Origin of the sequence: Candidatus Igneacidithiobacillus taiwanensis (assembly GCF_031962545.1) — a bacterium.
GTDB lineage: Bacteria > Pseudomonadota > Gammaproteobacteria > Acidithiobacillales > Acidithiobacillaceae > Igneacidithiobacillus > Igneacidithiobacillus taiwanensis.
Map to the genome: position 1 here is coordinate 1 of NZ_JAVRKK010000024.1, position 25171 is coordinate 25171.

The 25171-nt window shown below is 60.5% G+C and carries 30 protein-coding genes; 9 read left to right on the forward strand and 21 right to left on the reverse strand.

Going from position 1 to position 25171, the window contains the following annotated elements:
• Positions 1 to 466: 466 nt before the first annotated feature.
• Positions 467 to 934 carry a TspO/MBR family protein gene (locus RTI30_RS05230; RefSeq protein WP_312262793.1) on the reverse strand — a complete coding sequence of 156 codons (468 nt, stop codon included), beginning with the start codon at positions 932 to 934 and terminating at the stop codon, positions 467 to 469.
• A 301-nt stretch (positions 935 to 1235) separates the two neighbouring features.
• Between RTI30_RS05230 and RTI30_RS05235 the strand changes: the two genes are divergently transcribed.
• Positions 1236 to 2561: an MFS transporter gene (locus RTI30_RS05235; protein ID WP_312262794.1), complete on the forward strand. Its 1326-nt coding sequence runs from the start codon at positions 1236 to 1238 to the stop codon at positions 2559 to 2561.
• Here the strand turns inward: RTI30_RS05235 and hemB are convergent.
• From hemB to hemC, 3 genes are read right to left on the reverse strand one after another with little or no spacing between them, the layout of a single operon-like run.
• Positions 2558 to 3547, reverse strand: a complete 990-nt coding sequence (gene hemB, locus RTI30_RS05240) for a porphobilinogen synthase (protein WP_312262795.1) — start codon at positions 3545 to 3547, stop codon at positions 2558 to 2560. The genes RTI30_RS05235 and hemB overlap by 4 nt on opposite strands.
• Complete coding sequence (locus RTI30_RS05245) at positions 3544 to 4335, reverse strand: uroporphyrinogen-III synthase (protein ID WP_312262796.1); 792 nt, start codon at positions 4333 to 4335, stop codon at positions 3544 to 3546. Before RTI30_RS05245 ends, hemB begins: the two co-directional genes overlap by 4 nt.
• Positions 4332 to 5252 carry a hydroxymethylbilane synthase gene (gene hemC / locus RTI30_RS05250; RefSeq protein WP_312262797.1) on the reverse strand — a complete coding sequence of 307 codons (921 nt, stop codon included), beginning with the start codon at positions 5250 to 5252 and terminating at the stop codon, positions 4332 to 4334. Before hemC ends, RTI30_RS05245 begins: the two co-directional genes overlap by 4 nt.
• 132 nt (positions 5253 to 5384) lie before the next feature.
• On the opposite strand from hemC, the gene pal reads away from it, so the two are divergent.
• Genes pal through queC form a run of 4 tightly spaced genes read left to right on the forward strand, consistent with a single transcriptional unit; the run spans position 5385 to position 8117 of the window.
• On the forward strand, positions 5385 to 5960 hold the full coding sequence (pal, locus tag RTI30_RS05255) for a peptidoglycan-associated lipoprotein Pal (protein ID WP_312262798.1): 576 nt from the start codon (positions 5385 to 5387) through the stop codon (positions 5958 to 5960).
• 17 nt (positions 5961 to 5977) lie between these two features.
• The gene (ybgF, locus tag RTI30_RS05260) at positions 5978 to 6787 is read left to right on the forward strand and encodes a tol-pal system protein YbgF (RefSeq protein WP_312262799.1); all 810 of its coding nucleotides are present in this window, start codon (positions 5978 to 5980) and stop codon (positions 6785 to 6787) included.
• A 2-nt stretch (positions 6788 to 6789) separates the two neighbouring features.
• A complete protein-coding gene (gene queE / locus RTI30_RS05265) occupies positions 6790 to 7428 on the forward strand; it encodes a 7-carboxy-7-deazaguanine synthase QueE (RefSeq protein WP_312262800.1) in 639 nt (212 codons plus the stop codon).
• A gap of 11 nt (positions 7429 to 7439) precedes the next feature.
• The gene (gene queC / locus RTI30_RS05270; protein ID WP_312262801.1) at positions 7440 to 8117 is read left to right on the forward strand and encodes a 7-cyano-7-deazaguanine synthase QueC; all 678 of its coding nucleotides are present in this window, start codon (positions 7440 to 7442) and stop codon (positions 8115 to 8117) included.
• Here queC and RTI30_RS05275 read toward each other — a convergent pair.
• The 11 genes from RTI30_RS05275 to RTI30_RS05325 all read right to left on the reverse strand — a co-directional run bounded on the left by RTI30_RS05275 (position 8114) and on the right by RTI30_RS05325 (position 16064).
• Positions 8114 to 8761 (reverse strand): LysE family translocator, encoded by a 648-nt coding sequence (locus tag RTI30_RS05275; RefSeq protein ID WP_312262802.1) that lies wholly within the window; start codon positions 8759 to 8761, stop codon positions 8114 to 8116. The two genes, queC and RTI30_RS05275, sit on opposite strands and share 4 nt — an antisense overlap.
• A 28-nt stretch (positions 8762 to 8789) precedes the next feature.
• Positions 8790 to 10052 (reverse strand): Tol-Pal system beta propeller repeat protein TolB, encoded by a 1263-nt coding sequence (gene tolB, locus RTI30_RS05280; protein WP_312262803.1) that lies wholly within the window; start codon positions 10050 to 10052, stop codon positions 8790 to 8792.
• Positions 10045 to 11082, reverse strand: coding sequence for a cell envelope integrity protein TolA (gene tolA, locus RTI30_RS05285; RefSeq protein WP_312262804.1), 1038 nt, complete (start codon positions 11080 to 11082; stop codon positions 10045 to 10047). The genes tolB and tolA overlap by 8 nt, the downstream gene beginning before the upstream one ends.
• Entirely contained in the window at positions 11079 to 11489 is a 411-nt protein-coding gene (gene tolR, locus RTI30_RS05290; RefSeq protein WP_312262805.1) for a protein TolR, read from the reverse strand. Before tolR ends, tolA begins: the two co-directional genes overlap by 4 nt.
• Positions 11486 to 12181: a protein TolQ gene (gene tolQ / locus RTI30_RS05295; RefSeq protein WP_312262806.1), complete on the reverse strand. Its 696-nt coding sequence runs from the start codon at positions 12179 to 12181 to the stop codon at positions 11486 to 11488. The genes tolR and tolQ overlap by 4 nt, the downstream gene beginning before the upstream one ends.
• On the reverse strand, positions 12178 to 12612 hold the full coding sequence (ybgC, locus tag RTI30_RS05300; RefSeq protein ID WP_312262807.1) for a tol-pal system-associated acyl-CoA thioesterase: 435 nt from the start codon (positions 12610 to 12612) through the stop codon (positions 12178 to 12180). Before ybgC ends, tolQ begins: the two co-directional genes overlap by 4 nt.
• Positions 12602 to 13630 carry a Holliday junction branch migration DNA helicase RuvB gene (ruvB, locus tag RTI30_RS05305; protein ID WP_312262808.1) on the reverse strand — a complete coding sequence of 343 codons (1029 nt, stop codon included), beginning with the start codon at positions 13628 to 13630 and terminating at the stop codon, positions 12602 to 12604. Before ruvB ends, ybgC begins: the two co-directional genes overlap by 11 nt.
• 35 nt (positions 13631 to 13665) lie before the next feature.
• A complete protein-coding gene (ruvA, locus tag RTI30_RS05310) occupies positions 13666 to 14247 on the reverse strand; it encodes a Holliday junction branch migration protein RuvA (protein WP_312262809.1) in 582 nt (193 codons plus the stop codon).
• Positions 14244 to 14750, reverse strand: a complete 507-nt coding sequence (gene ruvC, locus RTI30_RS05315; RefSeq protein ID WP_312262810.1) for a crossover junction endodeoxyribonuclease RuvC — start codon at positions 14748 to 14750, stop codon at positions 14244 to 14246. The genes ruvA and ruvC overlap by 4 nt, the downstream gene beginning before the upstream one ends.
• A 3-nt stretch (positions 14751 to 14753) precedes the next feature.
• Complete coding sequence (locus tag RTI30_RS05320; RefSeq protein WP_312262811.1) at positions 14754 to 15506, reverse strand: YebC/PmpR family DNA-binding transcriptional regulator; 753 nt, start codon at positions 15504 to 15506, stop codon at positions 14754 to 14756.
• Between the two features lie 69 nt (positions 15507 to 15575).
• Positions 15576 to 16064, reverse strand: a complete 489-nt coding sequence (locus tag RTI30_RS05325) for a lysophospholipid acyltransferase family protein (protein WP_312262817.1) — start codon at positions 16062 to 16064, stop codon at positions 15576 to 15578.
• Between RTI30_RS05325 and RTI30_RS05330 the strand changes: the two genes are divergently transcribed.
• Positions 16026 to 16199, forward strand: coding sequence for a hypothetical protein (locus RTI30_RS05330; protein ID WP_312262818.1), 174 nt, complete (start codon positions 16026 to 16028; stop codon positions 16197 to 16199). The genes RTI30_RS05325 and RTI30_RS05330 overlap by 39 nt on opposite strands.
• Here the strand turns inward: RTI30_RS05330 and nadA are convergent.
• The 4 genes from nadA to RTI30_RS05350 all read right to left on the reverse strand — a co-directional run bounded on the left by nadA (position 16190) and on the right by RTI30_RS05350 (position 19861).
• A complete protein-coding gene (gene nadA / locus RTI30_RS05335; RefSeq protein ID WP_312262812.1) occupies positions 16190 to 17281 on the reverse strand; it encodes a quinolinate synthase NadA in 1092 nt (363 codons plus the stop codon). The genes RTI30_RS05330 and nadA overlap by 10 nt on opposite strands.
• Before the next feature lie 39 nt (positions 17282 to 17320).
• Entirely contained in the window at positions 17321 to 17770 is a 450-nt protein-coding gene (gene nudB / locus RTI30_RS05340; RefSeq protein WP_312262813.1) for a dihydroneopterin triphosphate diphosphatase, read from the reverse strand.
• Entirely contained in the window at positions 17751 to 19541 is a 1791-nt protein-coding gene (gene aspS / locus RTI30_RS05345; RefSeq protein ID WP_312262814.1) for an aspartate--tRNA ligase, read from the reverse strand. Before aspS ends, nudB begins: the two co-directional genes overlap by 20 nt.
• Before the next feature lie 68 nt (positions 19542 to 19609).
• On the reverse strand, positions 19610 to 19861 hold the full coding sequence (locus tag RTI30_RS05350; protein WP_312262815.1) for an FmdB family zinc ribbon protein: 252 nt from the start codon (positions 19859 to 19861) through the stop codon (positions 19610 to 19612).
• A 103-nt stretch (positions 19862 to 19964) separates the two neighbouring features.
• Here RTI30_RS05350 and RTI30_RS05355 point away from each other — a divergent pair, with 103 nt between their 5' ends.
• The 3 genes from RTI30_RS05355 (at position 19965) to RTI30_RS05365 (ending at position 23470) form a co-directional block, all read left to right on the forward strand.
• Positions 19965 to 20615 carry an NAAT family transporter gene (locus RTI30_RS05355; protein ID WP_312262816.1) on the forward strand — a complete coding sequence of 217 codons (651 nt, stop codon included), beginning with the start codon at positions 19965 to 19967 and terminating at the stop codon, positions 20613 to 20615.
• 211 nt (positions 20616 to 20826) lie between these two features.
• Positions 20827 to 22293 (forward strand): hypothetical protein, encoded by a 1467-nt coding sequence (locus RTI30_RS05360; RefSeq protein ID WP_409449679.1) that lies wholly within the window; start codon positions 20827 to 20829, stop codon positions 22291 to 22293.
• A complete protein-coding gene (locus RTI30_RS05365) occupies positions 22283 to 23470 on the forward strand; it encodes a type II secretion protein (RefSeq protein ID WP_312263440.1) in 1188 nt (395 codons plus the stop codon). The genes RTI30_RS05360 and RTI30_RS05365 overlap by 11 nt, the downstream gene beginning before the upstream one ends.
• A gap of 51 nt (positions 23471 to 23521) precedes the next feature.
• Here the strand turns inward: RTI30_RS05365 and RTI30_RS05370 are convergent, their stop codons facing one another.
• Positions 23522 to 24019, reverse strand: a complete 498-nt coding sequence (locus RTI30_RS05370) for a DsrE family protein (RefSeq protein ID WP_312263441.1) — start codon at positions 24017 to 24019, stop codon at positions 23522 to 23524.
• Between the two features lie 10 nt (positions 24020 to 24029).
• Positions 24030 to 25171: porin (locus tag RTI30_RS05375; RefSeq protein ID WP_312283389.1), on the reverse strand; the 1142-nt coding region annotated here is incomplete at its 5' end.

A 25171-nucleotide genomic window follows, 5' to 3' on the forward strand; every position in this document is an offset into this window, starting at 1 on the left:
TTCTCTCATCCATGCTCAAGTGCTGATACTGGTTGCCCATTGTTCACCTCCAGTCTCCTTGGACCAAAGGTGTTGCACTTCATTTTTGAGCCGGCCAAGTTCTTATGGTTTAGCCGGAATGATAAAAATAATCTATTATTTATATAATCGCATATTCTTATATTGTGAAAATGTATTTTATGGCCAGAGTGCCAGAACCGAAGGAGATACTAGCCTATAAATATATCAGAAATTACCTTCGTCTCAGCGCTCGGCGAATAATAAGAAGAAAAATACCGAGAATAAACAACAAGGCGCCGCGCAAAACCCAAATCTTTTCATTGATCATGAAACTGGTTTTCGGGTACGGGAAGATCCCCGTTCCTTGTAGAAAAAAGAGTAGACCGGAAAGGAGAACTACAATACCGATCACTAACAAAAACACCCGTAGTACATTTCGCATGGAGCACCTCGAGGGATACGTTCTTTACGCGGAGGGATTGAGTCGCCAAGTTGTCGCATTCAAATACAATGCCACCAAGAGCCAGAGGAGGTACGGCAGCAAGAGCCACGCCGCCCATGCGTCGAGCAAGGCAAATACGATGCAACAGGCAATCACTAGCAGCAATAGTAAAAGAAGATCAAGCAATGCCCAGAAAATCTGGTGTCGGCCAAAGAAAATCCAAGACCACGCAGCATTGGCCAGCAATTGGCCGCCGTACAGTAGCAGAGCGAGTGAGCGCAGTGGAGTAGCCGGTAACACAAAAATCAGGGCGGCGGAGAAGGCCATCAGGATGTACAGAATGGTCCAGACCACGGGAAATACCCAGGGTGGCGGCGTCCCCTTGGGCATCCGCAAAGCGGCGTACCAGGCGTCGGGCCGGAAGATTGAACCCACCGACGCCGCGGCAAGGGTAAAGGCAAGGCTCACTACGGCTACCAAAGCAAAAGTCATCACGCACTCCTCTTTGCGCCCAAGGGCGTTCCCGTCAAGACCTGGGAAACTCTCGTCAACCTTTGCACTCCAATGCCCATGACGCAAGAAAAATCTTCCTATGAAGAGGCGCGCGCGCTGCTCAAATTGCTTCGCGCATTCAGCAGGCCAAGGATGGGATCCGGCGGGCAGCACCCGAGCAATTTGACGAGACGATTCTTCTCGCCATCGAGGCCTGGCAGAAACGCATCTGAGCTTTCCTAGACCTGCTGGTGCCGCTGTGTCCTAATAGCGGCGCGTCGATCTGCTAGTGAGGCATTCCGTGGCGATTCGGTCTCTTTCCAAGCCTGCTGGGCACCCCCTTGCAGCCGCCATGCTGGGAATGTTTCTTGATGGCTTCGACCTCAGCATCATGGCCATTGCCCTGCTGCCCCTGACTCGGGTTTGGCAGCTCAGTCCGGGGCAAACGGGGTCGATCATGGCCATGGTGCTGATCGGCTCCTTTGTGGGCGCGTTGGGTGGCGGCTGGGTGAGCGATGCTTTCGGCCGACGGCGCCTGCTTTTGCCCAATATCTTGCTCTACGGCGTCGGTGCCCTATGGAGCGCCTGCAGCCCCGACTTGTTGCAACTCGAAATTGGACGTTTCCTTACCGGGGTCGCCATTGGCCTCGATTACCCCCTGGTGGCGACCATCGTCGCCGAATTCAGCGCTACGGCGCGGCGCGGCCGCGGCTTTGCCTGGATCAATCTTTCTTGGTTTGTCGGTGCCCTCGCTTCTTCTGTGCTGGGCTGGGCCTTGTTGCCTTTAGGCGATACATCCTGGCGCTGGATGCTGGGCAGTGCCGTGTTGCCGGTATTTCTCCTCGGCTGGTTGCGTCGCGATCTGCCGGAATCACCGCGCTGGCTCTGGCGCCGGGGGGAGCAGAAACGAGCGGCGGCAGCCCTCGCTGCCCTGCATCCCGACTGGGATGCCGCCACACAAGAGCAGGCGCTGCAGGGGTACACCGGTCAGTCTTTGCCGCTCCGCGATCTCTTTCGGGGTGTTTGGCGACGACGCCTGATTCTGGCCATTCTGCCGTGGTTTTTGCTCGACATGGTCAGCCTGGGGATTGCCCTCTATCTGCCCGAGGTGCTGCGGGAGCAGAGCTGGGTCGCCAGTAGCCAGGCGGCGGCAGCCATCAATGCCGCCCTCTTAGTGCTCTCGGCGCTGGCCATTGCTTATGTCTTGCCGCGCCTCGATCGCTGGGGACGCATTCCCTTGCAAATGGCGGGCTTTGCTCTGATGGCGCTCGGCCTCACGATTTTTGCCTGGGCAGCAACAGGCGATCATGCCCTGGTGGTATTGCTCGGCGCGGCGCTCTATGCCATCGGTTTGGGTCTTGGGCCGGCGGTGACGGTCATTGCCTTGGCGGTGGAGCTCTTTCCCACCCCCTGGCGAGGGACGGTGTCCGGATGGGCGACGGCCATTTCGCGCCTGGGCGCCGTCAGCTCCGCTTTGCTCTTCCCAATCCTGCAGCGCGACTTGGGGCTCGCTTGGGTGTTGTTACTGACCGCTGCTTTGGCCGGCCTGGCTACCTTGGTCTCCTGGCGCTATCGCGTCGAGTCGCGGGCGCAGAGCCTGGAGGCGCTGGAAATCGCCGCGCGCTAGCGGAGCCAGTCGCAGACGTTGAGGGCAGCGTAGCTGATAATGGCGTCGGCGCCAGCGCGCTTGATGCTCAGTAAAGACTCGAGCAGCGCACCCTGCAGATCGAGATAGCCCGCCTGCGCTGCCGCGTGCAGCATGCTGTACTCGCCGGATACTTGGTAGGCGAGGACCGGTGCATCGCAGCGCTCGCGCACGTCGCGGATCAGGTCCAGGTAGGGCATGGCGGGCTTGACCATGACCATGTCGGCGCCCTCCTCGAGGTCGAGGGCGAGCTCGCGAAAGGCCTCGCGCCGATTGGCGGGGTCCATCTGATAGGCGCGACGATCGCCAAAACTCGGGGCGCTGTCGGCGGCGTCGCGAAAGGGTCCGTAAAAGGCACTGGCGTATTTGATGGCATACGAGAGGATCGCTACTCGCTCGTGGCGAGCGGCATCCAGCGCTTCGCGAATCGCCATCACCATCCCATCGACCATGCCCGAGGGAGCGATGACGTCTACCCCTGCCTCGGCATAGGAAAGGGCCTGTTGCTGCAGGTTTTCGAGGGTCGCCTGATCATCGCGATCACCATCGTGGGCAAGAACGCCGCAGTGACCGTGGGAGGTGTACTCGCAAAAACAGGCATCGGCAATGACCAAGAGCTGCGGAAACTGCCCCTTGATGGCGCGGCTGGCGCGCTGCACCAGGCCATCGCTCTGCCAGGAGGCGCTACCGACCTCGTCCTTGACGCTGGCGTCCATCACCCCAAACAGCAAAACCCCGGGAATGCCGCGGTTAGCGGCCTCGGCACAAAGGCGCAGGGCAGAGTCGATGCTGTGACGATAGACGCCGGGCATACTGATGATTTCACTACGGATCCCTTCGCCTTCAACGAGAAAAATCGGCAGCAAAAAATCGCTTGGCTGCAGCAGGGTTTCCCGCAGCAGGGCGCGCATCGAGGGATGTCGCCGCAGGCGCCGCGGTTGTTGGCTGGAGGCAAAAAAATGCTTCATGAAGGATCCCTCCCTGCTGTCTGCGCCCATTCTTCCAGGGCTGCGAGTAACCCGGTATTGCTGGCCTCCGGGGCGATCCAGGGCGGCGGTAGCCCCTTGCTGGTCACCGCCTCGGCGGTCAACTCGCTGATGGCAATGATCGGGGTCTTTTTCAGCCAACGCTGCCCTAATCCACCCACCATCTGATAAAAATTGTGGAAGATCTCCGGGCTGGTCACCGTTACCGCATCGAGCTCGCCCCGCGCCCAGGCGTGCAAAAGCGGCGTTGGGTTCAACCCGGGAACGATGCGCCGGTAACAAAAGACTTTTTCGACCACAGCGCCGCGCTCGGTCAGGGTCTGCTCGATCAACTCCCGCCCCTGATCGCCGGCAAAGAGGGCAAAGCGCAGACCTCCTACCTCCTGCCACTCCGGGCTCTCGAGCAGCGCCTCGGAGCCGGCACGTTTGGGTGCCAGCTGGGCATGTACACCAAACTCCGCCAACGCCTTGGCACTCTCGCGTCCGACGGCAGCAACGCGTAGACCCTGCGGCCAATCCTGGGCGCTTCGGCTTTGCCAGCGACTAAGGGCAAAATGCACGGCATTGCGGCTGGTAAAGACCGCCCAGTCGAAGCTCGCGATCCGCTCCAGGGCCGAGTCCAGAGAATGCCAGGTCTCGGGCGCCTCGATTTGCAGGGCAGGGAAAGCAATGGGGCGGGCGCCGCGCTCCTGCAGAGCAGCGATCAGCTCTGCCGACTGCTCCTTCGGACGGGTCACCACGATGCCCTTGTTCTGTAACGTCGTCGTCATGTTGAGGGTAACTCCCGCAGAATTTTGCCCGCACCCTGTTTTAAAAGATCGTCGGCAACCGTCGCACCAAGGGTGACGGGATCCGTGCCTGTCGCTTCGGCGTGCAGCAGCTGTTGACCATCGGGGCTCGCCACCCGCCCGCGCAGGAGCAGGGTGCCGTCTTCCTGCATCTGCGCCAGGGCGGCAACGGGTAGACGGCAATCTCCCCCGAGTTTGCGGTTCATAGCCCGTTCGGCGAGCACACAAAGGCTGGTTTCTCGATGGGCGAGCGGAGCAACCAGGGCGCGGGTGTGCTCGTCGTCGCCGCGAATTTCGATGCCGATGGCGCCCTGACCGACCGCCGGCAGGGAGTCTTCGACAGCAAACAGATGGCGAATGCGCTCTGCGAGGCCCAAGCGCTTGAGGCCGGCAGCGGCGAGGATGATGGCATCGAATTGGCCGTTGTCGAGTTTGGCTAAACGGGTGGCGACATTGCCGCGCAGATCGGCGAGCACGAGCTCTGGGTATCGATGCAACAACTGGGCGCGCCGCCGCAGGCTCGAGCTCCCCACACGCGCACCGGCGGGTAGGGCGTCGTCGCTCGCGTACTGATTGGAGACGAAGGCATCGCGTACCTCTTCGCGTTCGAGGATTACTGCCAATTCTAGGCCCGGTGGCTGCTGCGCCGGTACGTCCTTCATGGAATGCACGGCCAAATCGACACGGCCAGCCAGGAGAGCCGCCTCGATCTCCTTCACGAAGAGGCCTTTGCCGCCAATTTGATGCAGGGGGGCGGCAAGCTCGCGGTCGCCGGTGGTGGTCATGGGAACGAGTTCCACCGCAAGGAAGGGATCGCGGGCCTGCAGGGCGGTGCGCACATGCTCCGCCTGCCACAGGGCGAGGGGACTGGCGCGGGTGCCGATACGCAAAGCAGTCATGGGTCGGGTCATGTCCGGTAATAAACGCCCAACCTTAGCAGCGCTGCCCACCCTGTCAAGCCGTGGAAATCGATCATTGCTGAATTTCTGCCGGGCGCGATACAATCACACAAATTCTTTTGGAGAAAACGCATGCAGCTTCGCACCCTTGTCACCGTTTTTGGTATTTCTCTTTTGGCGCTGTCCGGATGCGCGCGTAATGTGGGCAGCGGCGCGCCCAAGGCCGTGGGGCCGGTTGCCCCGGTGAGCTCCGTAGCTACCAACGGCTACGAGGGGCAGGGGGTCAACTCGCAAGACCTCAACGCCAACGGCCCTATCGGCGGCAGTAATCACGGGCTCACCGCCGCAGAGCTCGCTGCCCTGCCCAGTCAGCTACGGGTGCATTTTCCCTTTGATAGCGACAACATGGATGCCGCGGGCCAAGCCATTGCCGCAGAAAACGCTCAGTTCATGATGAATCACCCGCACGTGCAAGTGCGCCTCGAGGGCAATACCGATGATCGCGGTACCCAAGAATATAATCTCGCTCTTGGCGAACGGCGTGCGGAAACGGTAAAGCGCTATCTGGAGTCCCAGGGAGTGAGTGCCTCCCGTATCAGCACCGTCAGTTTTGGCAAGGACAATCCCCTCTGCAACCAAAATGACCAGGCCTGCTGGGCGCGTAACCGACGGGTCGATTTTGTCTACAGTGGGGGATACAACGGCTGATTGGGAGGTCGCATTCGATGAAGGGTAAGCTGACTGCCGCGCTGATGACTACGTTTCTGTTCGCCAGTGCACCGGCCTGGGCAGATTCAGAAGGCCAGCAGATTCTCCAGCTGCAACAGCAGGTGGCAGTGATGCAGGGCGAAATTCAGAGTCTCATTGCGGTGCAAAAGGCGAGCCGCGGCAGCCAAGCGGCCCTGGCTGATTTGCTCAATCGCTCCCAGCACATGCAACAGGAGATCCGCGAGTTGCGCGGCTATCTCGAGACTAAGACCCATGCCCTCGAACTCGCGCAGCAAAAGACCAACGCCAAAGTCGACGCCTTGGCAGCTGCCATGGCGACGAGGGCCACGGCGGCAACGGCGAGTAGCAGTGGTAGCGCCGCACTGATCACCCCAGCGCCCGCCCAAGCCATCGCCGCCGAGGCGCAAAGCACCGTCAACAGCTCCGTTGCGGGCCTTGGCCAAGCCGATTACCAGCGCGCCTTTGATCTGCTGCGGGCCGGCAAGTACGGCACCGCCGTCACCGGCTTTCAAGCCTTCATCAAAAAATACCCGCAAAGTAGCCTAGTGGTAGACGCCTACTATTGGCTCGGGCAAGCTCAGTATGTGCTTGGGCAAAATGACGCCGCAATTCACAGTTATGAGTCGGCCGCTAAGTATTCCCAAAGTAGCAAAGCGCCAGATGCACTCCTGCAGCTGGGACAGCTCTACCAAGCCATAGGCCAGCCCGCCAAGGCGCGCGCTACTTTCCGCCGCTTACTACAGCACTACCCCAGCACCCCCGCTGCGCAAAAGGCCCAGGCTCAGCTCCAAGCCAGTGGCCATTAGGTATGGCGCGGCTGCGCATTACCGAGATTTTTCATAGTCTGCAGGGGGAAACCAGCGCCATGGGCCGCCCCGCTACCTTTGTGCGGCTCACCGGCTGTCCCCTCCGTTGCCAGTACTGTGATAGCGCCTATGCCTTTCATGGCGGGGAATGGATGGAGCAACAAGCCATTCTCGATCGGGTCGCGGAACGACCCGGTCAGTTGGTGGTGGTGACCGGGGGGGAGCCGCTTGCCCAGCCGGCGGTGCACGAGCTCATGGGCGCCCTTTGCGACGCCGGGCGCGAGGTCTACCTCGAAACCAGCGGCGCTTTGCCGGTCGCTGCCGTCGATCCGCGGGTAGTCAAGATCCTCGACATCAAAACCCCAGACTCCGGAGAGTACGAGAAAAATCTCTGGGACAATCTCGCGTTGCTGCAGCCGCAAGATCAAGTCAAATTCGTTCTCTGCAGCCGCGAAGACTATGAGTGGGCCCGCGATTTTCTACGTCAACAGCCCTTGCCGGTGCAGGAAATTCTCTTCTCGCCGAGCCATGCGCAGCTGTCCCTGCGTGACTTGGCCGAGTGGGTGCTCGCCGATGCCCTGCCGGTGCGAGTACAGATCCAGTTGCACAAGCTCATCTGGGGCGACGTTCCCGGGCATTGAAGGAGATGGCAATGGCAGCACAGGTAGCAATTCTCTTGCTCTCCGGCGGCCTCGATTCGGCAACGGTGGCCGCACTGCTGCGCCGCGACGGCTACGCCATCCACGCTCTGTCTTTTGACTACGGCCAGCGGCATCAAAATGAGCTCGACCATGCACGGCTGATTGGCCAAACGATGGGGGTGGCCAGCCACCGCATTCTCAAGATCGATCTGGGTGGCTTGGGTGGATCCGCCCTCACCGATGCGGCCTTGGCGGTGCCCGAAGATGGCGTGGGTGCCGGTATCCCAATTACTTATGTGCCCGCCCGCAACACGGTTTTTCTTGCCTATGCCTTGGCGCTTGCAGAGGTGCTACAGGTGCGGGATATCTTCGTTGGCGTCAACAGCCAAGACTATAGCGGCTATCCCGATTGCCGGCCGGCCTTCATCGAGGCGTTTGGGCACTTAGCGGCGGTTGCCACCAAGCTGGGCGTAGAGGGGGAGGCGCCGCGCATCCATGCCCCGCTGCAGCATATGCGGAAGGCCGAGATCATCCAAACCGGTCTTGCGCTCGGAGTAGACTACGGCCTCACCCGCTCCTGTTATCAGCTCGACGCCGAGGGGCGCTCTTGCGGTCGCTGCGATGCCTGTCGCCTGCGTCTGACCGCCTTTGCCGAACTCGGGCAAAGCGACCCGGCACCCTATCGCTAGTGCGGCAGCTGCCCCATGGCCAAGAGCAGCAAGCCCAGTCCCAACAGGATAAAAATCCCAGCGCTCCACTGCTGCAGGCGTTGTTGCGCCCGTGCCCCGCGCAGCAGGCGCGCCAAGCGCGCCCCCGACGCGGAGTAAAGCACATACCAACTGAACTCGATAACGGCAAAGCTCAAAACCAGTTCGGTAAACTGCAGCGCAAAGTTACCGTTGTAGCGCATGAATTGCGGCACTAACGCCAAGGTAAAGAGCAAGGCCTTGGGATTGCTCATCGCCACCAGAAAGCCCGTTTTGTAGAGCTCGACCGGGTTGGGCGCAAGACGCTCTTGCGTCGCGGCGATGGGATCAAGGCCAGGGTTGCGACTTTGTCGCCAAGCAGATACGCCCAAGTAGACCAGATATAAGGCCCCGACGATGCGCAGCAGAGCAAAAAGATGTGGCCAACTTTGCAAAAATAGCCCTAGGCCGCCGACCGAGACGACCATCATCAGCAAAAGTGCCGAGAAACAGCCGAACATGGTCGCTACCGAGCGCCCCAGACCATGAAGGGCGCCGTGGCTCATCACCAGCAGCATATTCGGCCCGGGAATCCCGGAAATCACCAGCACCGTTGCCACATAAAGCAGCCACAGGTGCAGGCTCATACTCGGCTCAGGCGGACGGAGAAACGCCTCAGTTGGACCAGGCCGGTTGGCTGTCGTCGCCCATGCCATGCAAAATGGCCAGGGTCCGACCATCGATACTCGCCTCGGCGAGCACCTTACGCCCGCCGCGATGGGTACCGTAAATCACCATTTGGCCATTTTTGGCAAAACTCGGGTGATCGCAGTTGCCCTGGGCATCGAGTATGTCGAGATCGCCGCCGTTGGCATCCATCACGGCCAAGGCGTAGACCCCATTGCTACGATGGATGAAGGCGATTTTCCGTCCATCGGGCGAAAAGGCGGGGCTGGCATTGTAATTGCCGCTAAAGCTGATGCGATGCTGCCCTCCCCCCTGCGAATTCATCACAAAGATCTGCGGACCCCCATCGCGATCCGACACAAAGGCGATCTCGCCGCTGGGCGACCACGAAGGCGAGGTATTGATACTGCCGCCGCGGGTGAGCTGCCGGCGCTGTCCGGTAGCCAAATCGACGGTGAAGATATTGGTTTCGCCCCCCTCGGAGCGGGCATAGGCGAGTTCCTGACCATTGGGAGAAAAGCTCGGCGCACTGACGATTTGCCCCCCCGGGGCGATGGCTTGGCGCTGACCCGTGGCGAGATCCTGCACGAAAATGGTGGCACGGGAATTCACATAGGTCACATAGGCTAGGCGGCGATTGTCGGGAGACCAGACCGGCGACAGCAGCGGCATGCGACCCTGTACGACTACATGCGGATTCCAACCGTCGGACTCGGCAACGATGAGCGCATACTCGGGCCCCACCTGACGCACGTAAGCGATTCGGCTGGCAAAGGGCCCCGGCTTGCCGGTAAAGGCTTGGTAGATGACGTCAGCCACATGATGCGCCGTCATATGCAGCTCCGCGGGCGAGCAGCTGAAACGTTTTGCCGCCAGCTCCTTGCCGGTGGCGACGTTATATACGTAGACGGTAACGACATAGCCTTGTCCTGCGCGCTGCACCGATCCAATCGCCAGGCCGGTTGCGCCGATCCCCGTCCAGGCGTTGGCCTGCACCGCGCTGGGAGTTTGCGGATCGCCGGGATAACTGGCTGGAGACAGGACATTGAATAGCCCACTATGACTGAGATCACTACGTACCACCTCTGCCACGCTGGGTTGCCCAGGAATACCGGCCCCAAAGGAAGGGATGGCGATGGGTAGGGCGCTCGACACACTTTTGGTGACCTGCACCGTCAGGGTTGCCTCGCTGGGCAACACAAAGCCCAGACAGAGCAGCCAGCACAGAAAAAGGACAATACGCTTAGCCATTGCTGAGTTCCTCGGCATTGAATTGAATCGTGACGTTGTTGTACGAACTGTAGGGTAGCCCCAAAGGTGGCACGAAAGGTGCCGCCGCCTCCACGGCTTGGATCACTGCGCGGTCGAAAGCCGGGCTGCCGCTACTACGCGTCACCTGTGGTTCACCAAGGATGGTACCCGTTGGACTGAGGCGGAAGCTCACCACGCAAGTGAGTGCGGCGGCGAAAGTAGTATCCCAAGAACGTTTGACCCGACGCTGTATCTCCTGCTCGAAGAGCGCCTCCAGGCGGTGGTTCTCGGCGGCCGTCTGGGCCCGCGCTGCGGCCAGGTTAGCTTCCGCCTGTGCTTTGGCCTGCTGCGCTGCCAATTGCTGCTGTAGGGCTTTCGCCCGAGCCGCTTGTGCTGCCTTGGCGGCTTGCTCCGCAAGCTCTTTTTTCAGTTCTGCCGCCCGGGCGGCTGCCGCCTTTTCCGCCGCTTCTTGCGCCGCTTTTTTGGCCGCTGCCTGCTCTGCCGCCTTCTTCTCGGCTGCTGCCTGTGCCGCTTGCTTGGCTGCTGCCTTTTCTGCCGCGCGCCTCTCGGCGGCCTTTTCCGCCGCGGCTTTTTCGGCTGCCGCCTGCCTTGCGGCCGCGCGCCTTGCCGCCAGCTCCTCGGCATGTTTTTCCGCCGCGGCACGTTCGGCGGCGAGCTTTGCTGCCGCTTCCTGGGCGTGGTGTTGTGGCTTCTCTATGGGTACGGGTTTGGAAACCGGCCGCACAGCAGGCCGGGGCACCGGCTTTGGCTCTGGGGCCGGCTTTGGCGTAGGTTTGGGTGTTGGCTCGATGACTGGTTTCGCTACCGGTTTTGGAGTAGGTGTTGGCTGCACGGCGGGTGCGGCAACGGGGGGAGCCGCGGCTGGCGGTGCCGCCTGCAAAGTCGCCTGCATAGTGCCCTGGGTAGCACTGGGAATGTTGACGTGAAAGGTCCAGAACAGGGCTACCAACACCGCCACGTTCAGGATGACGGCAAGAAGGATGGGGACGAAGCGCGGATTTTCTCTCAATGCCGCTCCGGTCGGGTCAGTAGTCCCACATGCGAGATGCCTGCCTGCTGCAGGGCAGCCATCACCGCCATTACCTTGCCGTAGTCCGCCTGGGCGTCGCCGCCCACGAGCACTTGCATTTGGGCAGCGTCGCCATGGCCGATCTTGGTCACCGTCGCGGCGAGATCCGCCAGTTGCGGTTGCAGATGTTCATCCTTGTATTGCAGATCAAGCTGCCCATTCTTGGCAACGGAAATGACGATGGGTGGCGTCTTGTCTGGCACGGGCTTGGTTACGCCTTTGGGCAAATTCACATTTACCCCTTGGGTGAGCAAGGGTGCGGAAAGCATGAAAATGACGAGCAGAACGAGGGAGACGTCGATGTAGGGGACGACGTTCATCTCTGCCAGCAGACGACGTCGTTTCATGCTTTGCCCTCAGGCAGCTGCCGATGCAGGATGTTGGTGAACTCGTCCATGAAGACCTCATAATGGGCGTCGAGTTCATAGAGCCGATGGACGAAGCGGTTGTAGAAAAAGGTGGCGGGAATGGCCGCAAAAAGCCCGGCGAGGGTGGCGATCAGCGCCTCGGCAACGGGAGGCGCCACGGCGGCCAAGGTTGCCTGCTGCGCCATGCCGATGTTCATGAAGGTGGTCATGATGCCCCAAACGGTGCCGAGCAAACCCACGAAGGGAGCAACGGAGGAAATCGAGGCGAGCAGCGGCAGGTTACTCTCGAGCTGCCCAACCTCGCGAATTTGGGCTCCGCGCATCGCCCGCCGAGCGGCGTCGAGGGCATCACTGGGGCGACCTTTGCGTTGTCGCTGAAATTCCTCGTAGCCGGCACAGAAGATACTACCGGCGCCGGTTTCCAATTGCGGGTTGTTGCTAACCTGCTGGTAGATCTGCGCCATTTCGCCGCCGCTCCAAAAGCGCTTCTCGAAACGTTTCAGCGCCCCCTGCGCCCGCGCAAAAACGATCCCTTTTTGAAAGATTACAAACCAAGACACCACCGAGGCAATCAAGAGCAGGAGCAGGATTCCCTGCACTACGGGGCTGGCATGAAGAATCAAATGACTGAGGGAGAGGTGCTGCGGGGAAGGTAAGGCGCTGGCGTTCATGCGTTCTCGTGGGTAAGGGTAGAAGAAAAGGCAGTAACAATGGATACAGGAATGGGTGTTGGGCGGAAATTCTGCGCAGCAAGACAAGCGACTTCAATCTCGCCAATGCAGAGCAGAACTTCTTCCGCAAAAATCTGTTGAACAAAGCGCATGCGCAAGGGTCGTATCTCGTTGACGCGGGTGTCTATACGAAGGTGCTGGTTGAAGCGAGCGGGTGCGCGAAAGTCGAGCTGCGCCCGACGTACGGCAAACACCACCCCATCTTCTTTTTCCAGCCGATCCAGTTCCAGTCCTCTTTCGCGCAGCATTTCGGTGCGAGCGCGCTCCATGAAGCGCAGATAATTGGCATGGTAAACCACCCCGCCATGATCCGTATCTTCATAATATACACGCACATAGAAGCGGCCGCGACTGTCGCTTTCAGGCGCCATCAAAAAGACTCCCGCTGCGCGCTTGATCGGGATGCGGCAGTCCCAAGGCAAGATAGCTTTGTGCCGTGGCGCAGCGCCCGCGGGGGGTACGAATGAGATAGCCCGATTGGATCAGAAAGGGCTCGAGTACGTCTTCGATGGTGCCACGATCTTCGCCCAAGGCGGCGGCAAGGCTCTCCACCCCCACCGGCCCACCGCCAAAACGCTCGATGATGATACCGAGCAGACGACGATCCTGCGGATCGAAGCCGCGAGCGTCCACCTCCATCATCTCCAGCGCCGCCTGCGCCGTTGCGAGATCGATACTGCCGTCGCCGCGCACCTGCGCATAGTCCCGAACCCGGCGCAGCAGCCGGTTGGCGATGCGGGGTGTGCCGCGGGCGCGGGCGGCGATTTCGCGCAGCCCTTCGGGTTGCGCGGGCACCCGCAGAATTCGCGCCGAGCGCTCAACGATACGACTCAGTTCGTCAACACTGTAAAACTCGAGATGAAAGCTGATGCCGAAGCGGTCGCGCAAGGGGGAGGAGAGAAGCCCGGCGCGGGTGGTGGCACCGATGAGGGTAAAGGGCGGCAAGCCAATCTTGATGGAGCGTGCCGCCGGCCCCTCGCCAATGAGGATGTCGAGCTCGAAGTCCTCGAGAGCGGGATAGAGAACTTCCTCCACCACCGGGCTTAGGCGGTGGATTTCATCGACGAAGAGCACGTCGTGGGGCTGCAGGTTGGTGAGAATGGCGGCGAGGTCGCCGGCCTTGTCGAGGATGGGCCCCGAGGTCACCTTGAGGCCCGCTCCCATTTCCTGGGCGATGATGTGGGCGAGGGTAGTCTTGCCCAAGCCCGGCGGTCCGAAAAGCAAGACGTGGTCGAGGGCCTCGCCGCGCTGCCGTGCCGCATCGATGAACAAAGACAACGAGGCGCGCAGGCGCTCCTGCCCCAGATATTCCTGCAGCAGGCGGGGGCGCAGGGCGTGGTCGACCTGATCGGCACCTTGCTCGAGAGGTGTGAGGATATCGCGGCTCATGGCGCTGGGAGTGTCCTGATTCGGCAAAGTTCCATCTAGCAGCGAGCCAAGCTTTGTAAGGCCAAACGTAACAGCTCCTCAGTTCGCAAATCGGTGGCCAGACCTTCTACCGCCCGCTGTGCCTCTGCTGCCTTGTAGCCTAGGCTCTGCAGCGCCGCAATGGCTTCCTGGCGAGGATCATCGAGGGTCTGGCCGGAGCTCGATTGCGGGCCGGGGCTGCCGATCTTGTCCTGCAGCTCGACGATCATCCGCTCAGCCGTTTTGGCACCGATTCCGGGTATGGCGGTCAACCGCTTTTTGTCGCCCAGCAGCAAGGCCTGGCGTAGCTGCTCGACGTCGAGCCCGGCCAAACAGGCGAGGGCGACCTTACCGCCAATACCATTGACCTTGATGAGCAAGCGGAAAAGTTCGCGCTCCTCGAGACGCAGAAAACCGTACAGCAACTGCGCATCCTCGCGCACCATGAAGTGGGTGAAGACCTGCACGGGCGAACCCTCGGCAGGCAGCTGATAGAAGCTGGAGAGGGGCATCTCGATCTCGTAGCCCACCCCGCCCACGTCCAACCACAACCAAGGCGGACGCCGCTGTAGCACCTTGCCTTGCAGGCTGGTGATCATTGTCCCCCGATCTCCCGCGCTGCCCAGAAGTTCTGGGTACCCTGGCAATGGGCATGGCAGATGGCGCAGGCGAGGGCATCGGCAGCGTCGGCCTGGATACCCTCGCCAATCCCCAACAGCCTTCGTACCATGTGCTCCACCTGGGTTTTGTCGGCGTGACCAGCGCCGACGGTAGCCTTCTTGATCTGCAAAGCGCTGTACTCGGCCACTGGCAGCGCGGCGTCGAGGAGAGCGACCAGGGCCGCGCCGCGGGCCTGCCCGAGTTTTAGGGCAGAGTCGGCATTGCGAGCCAGGAAGACTGCTTCGATGGCGGCCGTTTCGGGTCGAAACTCCTGCACGATTGCGCGCAGGCGCTGGTGGATCTGTGCCAAACGTTCCAGAAAGGGCTGTCGACCCAGTTGCAGGCAGCCATGTTCTACGTGGCGCAAGCGCCCGCCGGGCAACGTCTCGATGATGCCGAAGCCGGTGCGCAGGGAGCCAGGGTCGATGCCGATGATGCGCATGGGTTAGGAGTTGGCCTCGATGCGCGCCATTTCCTCGTCGCTAATGCTGTAGTTGGCGAAGACGTTCTGCACGTCGTCATTTTCCTCCAGAGCGTCGAGTAGGCGCAGGAGTTTTTCCGCATCTTCGCCAGCGAGTTCGACGGTGGTTTCCGGGATCATGCTCAGTTCCGAATCTTCGGGCGCTAGCCCAGCAGCCTTCAGCGCCGCGACCACGCTTTCGAGATCCGACGGCGCGGTATACACCACCAAGCGCTCGCCCTCGTCCACCACATCCTCGGCGCCGGCCTCCAAGGCGACCTCAAAGATTCGTTCCTCGTCGCTGCCCGCCGGAAACACGATGATCCCGCGGCGTTGGAAAAGATAGGCCACCGAACCCGAAGTACCGAGATTACCGCCGCGCTTGGAGAAAATATGGCGAATTTCTGCAACCGTGCGCACCTTGTTGTCGGTCATTGTCTCAACCAGGATTGCTACCCCGTTGGGCCCGTAGCCCTCATAGGTCACCTCCTCGTATTCCACTCCCTCGAGCTCGCCGGTGCCCCGTTTGATGGCGCGCTCGACGGTATCCTTGGCCATGTTGTTGGCATAGGCCTTGTCAAGCGCGGTGCGTAGTCGTGGGTTGGAGGCGGGATCGCCGCCTCCGGCGCGGGCAGCAACGGTGATTTCCCGAATCAGGCGAGTAAAGATCTTGCCGCGCTTGGCATCTTGCGCGGCCTTGCGAAATTTGATGTTGGCCCATTTACTGTGACCGGCCATCCCGAGCCTCCTGGTTTTTTGCTAATGCATAGACAAGTTAGGGATGATAGCGCAAAGGGCTCGCAAACGTCATGCCAAGGTAGCGATGGCACTGCGCGTCGCGCCAAGGATCTCGGCGGCATCGGCATTCGGATGAAAGTGTAAGGGAATCCCATAGCGCAGCACAGGATGCTGGCGCCACAGCCAAGTGCGTAGGTCCGATGAATACTGGCGTGCCCCCAGGATGCGCGCGGGAACTACCGGTGCGCTGGTCTCCTGCACCAGCCAAGCGAGACCCTTCTGCATGCCCTCGCGGTCGATACCCCCGGCGGGAAAAATCCCCAGCACGTGGCCGGCGCGCAACAGACGGCGGGCCTGTAAAAGGGCGCGCAAATCGCGCCGGTCGCGGCGCACAGGAATACAGGCGGTAAGGTCGAGCAGGGGGCGTAACCAAGCCTGATCGTAGTATTCCTGGGCGACCAAAAAGGAAATGATGCGCCGGTTACTGGCGATGAGCAGCAGGGGATCGAGGACCGAAAGATGATTGCAGGCGAGGATCGCCGCCCCGGTCGCCGGCAGGGTGCTCGTGTCCCAACGCCCCCCCTGATATTGCTTGGCGTAGCAAACGATGCCGCGGTGCAGGGTGCGCTGCCAGAAGGTCCAGTCGCCATACCCGTCGGCGGTGCTATTGGGCAGCGTCGTGCTCAGGATTGATCCAACATCCGCTGTAGAGCAACCCGCGCCTGCGTCGCCGTTGGCTCTTCGACGCGAATGACATTGCGTGGCCGCCCCGCCACCAATTCTTCGAGGGTAATGGCTAGTTGCTCCGGGTCGATGCGAAACATGGTCGAACACATGCAGACCATAGGCGACATAAATTCCACGGTCTTGCCTTCGGCCCGCACTTCCTCCGCCAAGCGGCTGACCAGATTGATTTCTGTACCCACCAGCCATTCGCTGCCGGGCTCCGCCGCCTTCACGGTTTTGAGGATGAAGTCGGTGGAGCCAACCGCGTCGGCCATGCTGCAAACCTCGAAGGCGGCCTCGGGATGGGCAATGACCTTACCCTGGGGATGCTGCTCGCGCCAGCGCTCGATATGCAGCGGCTGGAACATCTGATGCACGGAACAGTGCCCCTTCCATAACAGGATGCGAGCATTGCGGACTTCCTCCGGCGTCAGGCCGCCCAAGGGCAGCTCTGGGTCCCAGACCGGCATCTGCGCCAAGGGAATGCCGAGCTGGTGCCCACTCCAACGCCCCAGATGCTGATCTGGAAAGAAAAAGGCTTTCGGTCGTTGGCGAAAGCCCCAGTCGAGGATACGGCGGGCATTGGAAGAGGTACAGACGGTGCCACCATGGCGCCCACAAAAAGCCTTGAGCTCGGCGCTCGAGTTGACGTAAGTAACCGGGGTGAGCTCACTGTCGGGATCGAGTACCTCGGCCAAGTCCTGCCAGGCCCGCTCCACTTGGGCGATGCTGGCCATGTCGGCCATCGAGCAGCCGGCTTGCAGATCGGGCAAAATGCTCTTTTGCTCCGGGCGGCTCAGGATGTCTGCCACCTCGGCCATGAAATGCACCCCGCAAAAGACGATGAACTCGGCATCCAATTCCGCTGCCGCCCGCGACAACTGCAGCGAATCGCCGTGAAAATCGGCGTGCCGATAGACCTCCTCGCGCTGATAGTGATGCCCGAGGATCACCGCCCGTTTACCCAGAGCAGCTTTGGCGACGCGAATCCGCGTATCGAGTTCGGCCGCTGCCTTACGCCCCTGAAATTGCAAGGTTTCCACGCTCATTGCCCGCCTCGTTGCATTTGCCCTGCCATACCTCGCACGCTAAGAGGCTTGTGCCGCTTCGTCAAGCGGTCCGAAAAGGCGCAGGATGGCGTTGCGGTTGGTGTAAGAGCCACAGCGTTCCGCCGCTGCGCGTGGCGGCAGCCAAGCGAAGCGGCAGTGTTCGCTGGGACGTAAGCGAGGGGCTTCTGGAGTCGCCAAGAGTAGGGTAAAGATGCGTTCTTCATTCTCGGTCACCCCTGGGGCGTAGCGTTCCGACCAAGGGGGCACGATGGGAAAGCAATTGCGCACCCCGGTGTCGATCAGGTTGGTGGCCGCAAAGCCGGTTTCCTCTGCCAGTTCGCGCTCGGCCGCCTGGCGCCAGTCCTCTCCCGGCTCGAGGCTGCCGGTAACCGACTGCCAGAACCCTGCAGGGCGCACCCGCTCGAGCAACAACACCTGCCGGGTGGTATGGACGAGGACCAGAACCGACTTAGGAATTTTGTACGCCATCTCCAATCCCAGGCCGCAATCGGATACCCAGTTCCTGTAATTGTCGATCGGCAACCGGGCTCGGTGCAGCGGTGAGTAGGCAGCCGGCCTTTTGCGTCTTGGGGAAGGCAATGACGTCACGAATGGTCTCGCTACCGCTCATCAGCATCACCAAACGATCGAGGCCAAAGGCCATACCCCCATGGGGGGGAGCGCCAAAACGCAGGGCATCGAGGAGGAAGGCAAATTTGTCGCGAGCCTCCTCAGCGCCAATGCCGAGGGCGGCAAAGACCTCCTGTTGCACATCGTGGCGGTGAATACGGATACTACCGCCGCCAATTTCGTTGCCATTCAGCACCAGATCATAGGCGCGTGCCAAGGCGTGTTCCGGGTCCCGGCGCAGGGCCTCGAGATCGGCCGACTGCGGCGCGGTGAAGGGGTGGTGGGTCGAGGTCCAACGCTCTTCCTTCTCGTCGAACTCGAACATCGGGAAGTCGGTGACCCAAACCGGTGCCCAGTCGCCGCGCAAAAGCCCAAGATCGGCACCGACGCGATTGCGCAGATTCCCCAAGGCCTCGTTGACCACCTTGCGACGATCTGCCCCAAAGAACAGGATGTCACCATTCTCCGCGCCGCTGCGCTGCAAAATCTCCTGCAGTACGCCCTCGGGCAAAAACTTGACGATGGGGGACTGCAGGCCGGCCGCGCCGGCCGCGCGGTCGTTGACTTTGATCCAGGCCAAGCCCTTGGCACCGTAGATCGCCACAAATTCGGTGTAGGTATCGATCTGCGCTCGACTGAGGCTGGCACCACCCGGCACCCGCAAACAGGCCACCCGGCCGCGTGGGGCTTCGGCGGCAGCGCGAAAGACGGTGAAATCGACGTCGCGCATCAGCTCCGTGAGTTCCGTTAGCTCCAGGGGGTTACGTAAGTCGGGGCGATCGACGCCAAAGCGCTGCATGGCCTCGGCATAGGTCATGCGCGGGAAGGGGTCGGGCAAAGCAACCCCCAAAACCTCCCGAAACAGGCCGCGGATCATCGGCTCTGCCAGCGCCATCACATCGGCTTCTTCCACAAAGGAAAGCTCGATGTCGATCTGCGTGAATTCCGGTTGCCGATCGGCGCGCAAGTCCTCGTCGCGGAAGCATTTGGTAATCTGGTAGTAACGATCAAAGCCGGCGACCATCAGCAGCTGCTTGAAGAGTTGGGGGCTTTGCGGCAGGGCAAAAAACTGGCCCGGTTGGGTGCGGGAAGGAACGAGGTAATCCCGCGCCCCCTCGGGCGTCGAGCGGGTAAGGACCGGCGTCTCGACATCGATGCAGCCAGCGGCATCGAGATAATTGCGCACGTAGCGAGTGATTTGGTGGCGCAGGCGCAGGTTGTGCAGCATCTGCGGTCGACGCAGGTCGAGATAGCGGTATTGCAGGCGCAGGTTTTCGGCAAGGCCCTCCTCGTCGAGGGGAAAGGGCAGGGTATCGGCGTGGCTGAGAATCTCGATCTCCTCGGCCAGGATCTCCACCGTCCCGCTTGCCAGCTGCGGGTTTTCCGTGGCAGGTGGGCGCCGTCGCACTACGCCCGTCACCCGCAACACGAATTCAGAACGGCAATCTTCGGCGGTAGCAAAGGCCGTCGGCCGGTCAGGATCGACGACGATCTGCACCAAGCCTTCCCGATCGCGCAGATCCAGAAAAATCACCCCACCATGATCACGCCGTCGCCGCACCCAGCCGCAAAGGGTGACCTGTTCCCCGATTTGTTGTTCGCCGATCTGGTGACAATAATGACTGCGCATATCGATATCCTAGCTAAGAAAAAAGGCCCCGAAGGGCCTGCTAATGGTGTCGCGCTGGGCCTGCTTCGTCAATGACAGGCACAGGCGCCGCCGGCACAGGGCGCTGTGGCGGGTTCTTCAGCCTTACTGGCCTTGCTGCCGCCTTTGAAATCGGTGACGTACCAGCCGCTGCCCTTCAGGGCGAAGCCGCCGGCGCTCAGCTGGCGCTCCAGGCCCGGCTTGCCGCAGGCAGGGCAGTCGCGCAGCCGCGCATCCGACATTTTCTGCTCGACAGTGAGCTGATGTCCGCATTCTTGGCATACATATTCATATGTGGGCATGGTTCGTACTCCTGCTGCTGAACTACGTAGTATTATAAATGGTAACTTCTGCTTGCCAATGCAAGAGCGCCATGTTGGGCGCCACGGTTCGAGGGCCGCCATTTTGCTGACTACCGACATCCACGAGGCGTTGCGCACCTTGATTGCGCTCCTCGCCATCCTCAATCCCATTGGGGCCGTACCCATATTCATCGCCCTCACTAACGACGAGACCCCGCAGCAACGCCTGCAGACAGCCAAGATCGCAGCGCGTGCGGTAGCGGTGGTGTTACTGATTACGGCCTTTTTGGGGGAGTATATCTTGCATTTTTTCGGCATCAGCATTGCGGCTTTCCAGGTGGCCGGAGGGATGGTCTTGCTGCTCCTGGCCTTCAACATGCTGCAGGCCAAATCGGGTGGTCGCTATAAGCATACCCCAGAGGAGGCTGCGGAGGGCATGCAGAAAGAAGCCGTGGCGGTGGTGCCTCTTGCCATTCCCCTGCTTGCTGGTCCTGGCACCATGGTCACGGTGATCATTGCCCATCATCGCAGCAATTCTTGGTTGGCGAGTGGGCTTTTGGTAATCGACATCGTCATTATCAGTCTCGTTGCTTACGGTGCGCTGCGCTTAGCAGAACCCCTGAGTCGTCGCCTGGGCGTAACCGGAATCAACATCTCGACGCGTATCTTTGGTCTGATCCTTGCCGCCATTGCCGTCACCTTCCTGGCCACCGGCCTTTCGGTGCTCTTTCCGGGCCTACACGCCGAGGCATGACCCCAGCCTGGCAAGCCGCCGGGTAGATGCCGGTTACTGGCACCCGCGGGTCAATCTTGGCACAATGCGCGTTTCGCTGGCTGCGATGTGCGCGACCGCGTTGCCGCCCAGTGACGACGTTTTCGGTATCTGGAGTACGAAAATTCACGCACAAATGCTAGACAAGGAGGAGCAACTCCTCCAAATCGCTGCAAATCACCCAGGCAATACGTTGGAATACAGCGAGAAGACGACGGCATCCGCTGCCATCCTCCGTCGTCTCGACGTCGACACCTTGCGTAAGGAGGGTTGGCTTCCCCTGGTCTGGGAGCAAGACGCGGCGGAAGTGGTGCTTTGCGACCCCAACGACGCGTCGTTACTGGCGCATATTCGTGCCACCCTTGGGGTTGCAGAGCTGCGATTGCGTTTGGCAACCCCCGCGGATCTGACGCGCCTGATCGAAAACAGTGCCGATCTCAACGAGCACTTTCCCGTTTGTGGCGGACGCACCCCCTTGGCCAAGGTGCGGACCTATCTGGCCGGCCTGCGCACTCGCTATGCCGCGCAGCGCACCCAGTTTGCCCGCAGCCGCACGGGATTGGCCTTGGCGCGCACGGGGCTCACCTTTATCAGTATCGCCGTTGCTTTTTTGCGTTTCTTTGGGGGTGGCGATCTCCTCTTTTTTGAGATCCCGCTGCTCATCGTCGGTGTCGCCGCTATTATCGACGGTATCCTCTGGTATCTGCCGGCGCGCCAGGAATCTGCGCGAATCAAGGCCTATCCTCCCTATCCCATCCCGGAGGAGTACAGCGCCATCGAGGTTCGTGTCGAGGGGGGTGAGCTGCATTTTGAGCGCAGTCCCACCGTTCCGACGGCCACGGCGCTGCGCGCGCACTGGGATGCTCTATCACCAGTGGAACGGCGCCGCTTTCTTGCCAACGACCGCACGGATCTGGCGGAAGAGCGCACCATCCTTGCCTACCTGCGGGTGCAAATGGCCAAGGCCCGCACCGGTCTTGCCTTTGCCCGCACCGGTGTGGCCTTCGCGGGCATCGGTATTGGCTTCGCCCGCAAATTTGCCCTTGGGCCCTGGACTATCTTCGACGCCAGCCTCATCCTGATCGGCACCTTGATGTTGATCGAAGGGTTCCTCTGGTATCGGCCCGGTCGTCATGCCGCCAACCGCGCCCTCGAGGCAGTCCGCCAGAATTGGGGTCGGATCGGTCCCTGGGATACGATTTTGCCTTCTCGCTGCCTCTATGCCTGTGGGATCGACCCCGTAACCGAGGCCAACGGCGTGAGCGCCGCGCCCGGGGTCTTTGCCACTACCGGCCTTGCCCTCGAGCGCACCACCCTTGCCGACAAGCGCAATGCCATGTCGCGTTTACGCACGATCATGGCGCGTTCGCGCACGGGCATGGCCTTCATGCGTACCGGCTTCAGCGTCATGACCGTGGGTGCAGTCCTTTTCGTTTACTTTCGCTTTACCGGCCATGTTCATATCCTGTGGACGGTATTCGACCTGAGTCTCGTCGTTATCGGTCTGTATCTGATTGCCGATGGTCTACGCTGGTATCTCCCCGCCGAAGCCAGCAAACGGCGCTCGCCCTTCGTCGATGGTAATTTCGAGATTGCCGATGCCGACTACAGCCTGCCCAAAAGCGCCTGGAAGCGCTTCCAGTATCGCTATGACCAGTGAATCCTCTGCTCCGTATCGCGGCCTGATCGACGCCGGTGTTCTCGATGCTGCCGTGCTGCTCGAGGCGGAGCGCAGCGCGGCCCGCCGCGGTATCTCATGCGAGCACATCCTCCTGCACGAACTGGGTGTGGCGCGCTGTGCCCTCCTCGAGACCCTGGCGCAATACTATGGCTGCGCCTTCCTGCAATACGATGAACGCTTACCGGTGCCCACGGAGCTCTTTGCCGGTCTCGATCCCAAGCAATTGCAGGCCCAGGCCTGGTTTCCCGTACGCAAACTGGAAAATATCGTGATCATTGCTGCCGTCGACCCCAACGATGCCGCCATGCGCGATGCGGTTCGCCAGCATCTGCCAGCGTCCGCCTACGAATTTCGCGTCGCCCTGCGCGAGGACGTCTCTTGGTACATTCAGGATTATCTCCATGCCGAGGCGCCCCTGCTCATCGGCATCGAGCGCACCGGCCTCGCCTACTGGCGTAATACCATGGCTCACTGGCGCACCAAACTCGCCGCGCATCGCACTGCTCATGCCCGAGCGCGAACCTCCATGAAGCTGTTGCGCTGGGGACTGGCCATGATTGCCCTCGCCAATGTCCTCACCCACCTAACGAGTAATGTTCTGGCGCCATACCACCTGCCGATTCTGCTCGCCGGTATTCTCTTGGCGCTCATCGGTCTGGTGGATTATTTACGGGTCCGCAAGGCGCGTATGGATCTTCCCTGTAGTAGAGAGCTTTTCGATATCACCATCGAGAACATTCGCTTTACCCAGCGCTATCATTTGCCAGAAGCGCCCGTTCACCCCCAAGACGACAGCCATCTCGCCCGGCTCGCGGCGGCCATTCCCAATCACTGTTCGGTGCTCCGACCGGTACCGGCCAGCAAGGAACGCACCCACCTCGCGCGCGAGCGCAACATCCTTGCTGCCCAGCGCACCATTGCTGCCAGCCAGCGGACTTCGTACGCCCGTGCCCGCACCGGCCTATCGCTGATTCGCACCGGCGTTGCCTTCATTGGCCTTGCCATTGCCATCCACAAGTTGTTGGGAGAAAGCCCCTACAGTTTCACCGAATACCTCCTTGTCGGTGCCGGGACTTTGATGCTTTTTGACGGGCTGCTCTGGTATCTTCCAGCTCGTCGCCTCAAATATGGCATGGGCCGCGAGTTGCCGCGCTAACAAAAAAGGTGGCCCAGAATCGACCACCTCAAGCGGGCTGAGAAAGATGGTTTAGGGTTTTATGTAATCAAAGCCATGGGATTCCAACTGCATGATGCGCACGATCCCGGCAGGCACGATGACTACCGAGGGATCCAGGGGTGGCAGGTGGCCAGTCTTCTTCTTGAACTGCTCCATACTGTTGTGGCAAACGTCAAACTCCACGCCCTCGGCATTGATGGCCGCAATGCGGTCGGCAATGGCCTTGTTTTTCGGCAAATACATCTTGATGCCTGGCCCAAAGGCAACCACCACGATCTGTACTTGCTCTTGCCCAAAGTAGTTCAAAAGATTCTGGGCATTGTTCAGGGTAAGATCCCAACGGGCGGGATCGGCCTGACTCACTTGCAGCACCACCTTGGCCTTGGCGAAAGGATGATCGTGAATGAAGGTGGGCTTATTGAAGTCGAAGTCCTGTAACATCGAGACATTCGCCCAAGCTGGCAGCGTGCTGCACGCCAACAGCGCCGGGACACTACAAGCAAGCAGAAAATGGCGGAGTTTCAACATGGAATACCTCTCAAAAAGCGATCATGGCTTGTAAGGCGAAGACATTGTCGACAGCATTGGCCACACTCTGACTGGTAGCGTTGGGATGGGGCACGTCCAAGGTGCGGAAGTAGTAGCCCGCCATCAACTTGGTCAGTGGCGTAAAATGGTATTGCAGGCCGACTGCGTAGGTTTTGAAGATACGATTCTGCGCTGGATTGTTGGGTAACCGGTTGTAGTAGTCGTAGCGCAAATTGACTTCGATATTCTTGGTCAAAAACACCCCCCCCTCCACCATATAGCCCCAGGCTTTATTGCTAATATCCGGGTACAGTTGGGTTTGGTAGAGGGCCGCTTGCTTCAGATCCGCCGCCTTGCTGAAGGCCGCTGGCGCATCGATCCAGCCGTTACCGCGGATGTATTGGAAGCGCAGCAGACGCGCCCAGGGATGCATATACCCCTGGCGATAGGTGAGATCGACACCGTAGCGATTCATATCGAAGTTTTGGCCTGCCAGCCGCGGTACCGCATGTTGGTACCAGATGCCGCCCTGGACATCACTGCGGAAGGGGCCTTTACCGCCGAGAATGTAAGCCTCCTGCAGTCGCACCGCTTCCATGGGTTCGTTCGACTGGTTGCCGGCGGCAACGGTGCCATACATCCCCAACATGGCACCATAGCTGAATTCCCAGGGCCCGTTGCGGAACCAGTCAAAGACCATGACGCCGGGGTAGCGGTAGCCGTTCACCCCCAATTTTTCGGTACCAGGAAACAAATAGCCGGCCGCAGTGTCCTTGGTGTTGTAGGCTGAATTCAACATCGGTTGGTTCATCAACTGGTTGATGACTGTCGAGTTGATGACAAAATCATAGGTCATGAAGCCGCGCATCGCTCCCTCGGCACTGGGAGCTCGAATCAGTCCAAGCTCCACCCGGGCGCCGGGAAGATAACTGAAGGTTACATGGCCATCGATCAGACCGGGTTGGTAACCGCCGCGCACGCGCGTAAACCCATTATTACCGAATTCGCCGCCCACGAAGTAGGAAATATTGGGATTGAGATTGCCGCGAAACATGATCCGCGCACGCAAAATACCGGCAGTGGTACTTTGGGCAAAGTCCGGACCAATCAAATTGATATGTGGCACCTCCCGGAGCAGATTATCCTCCGTTC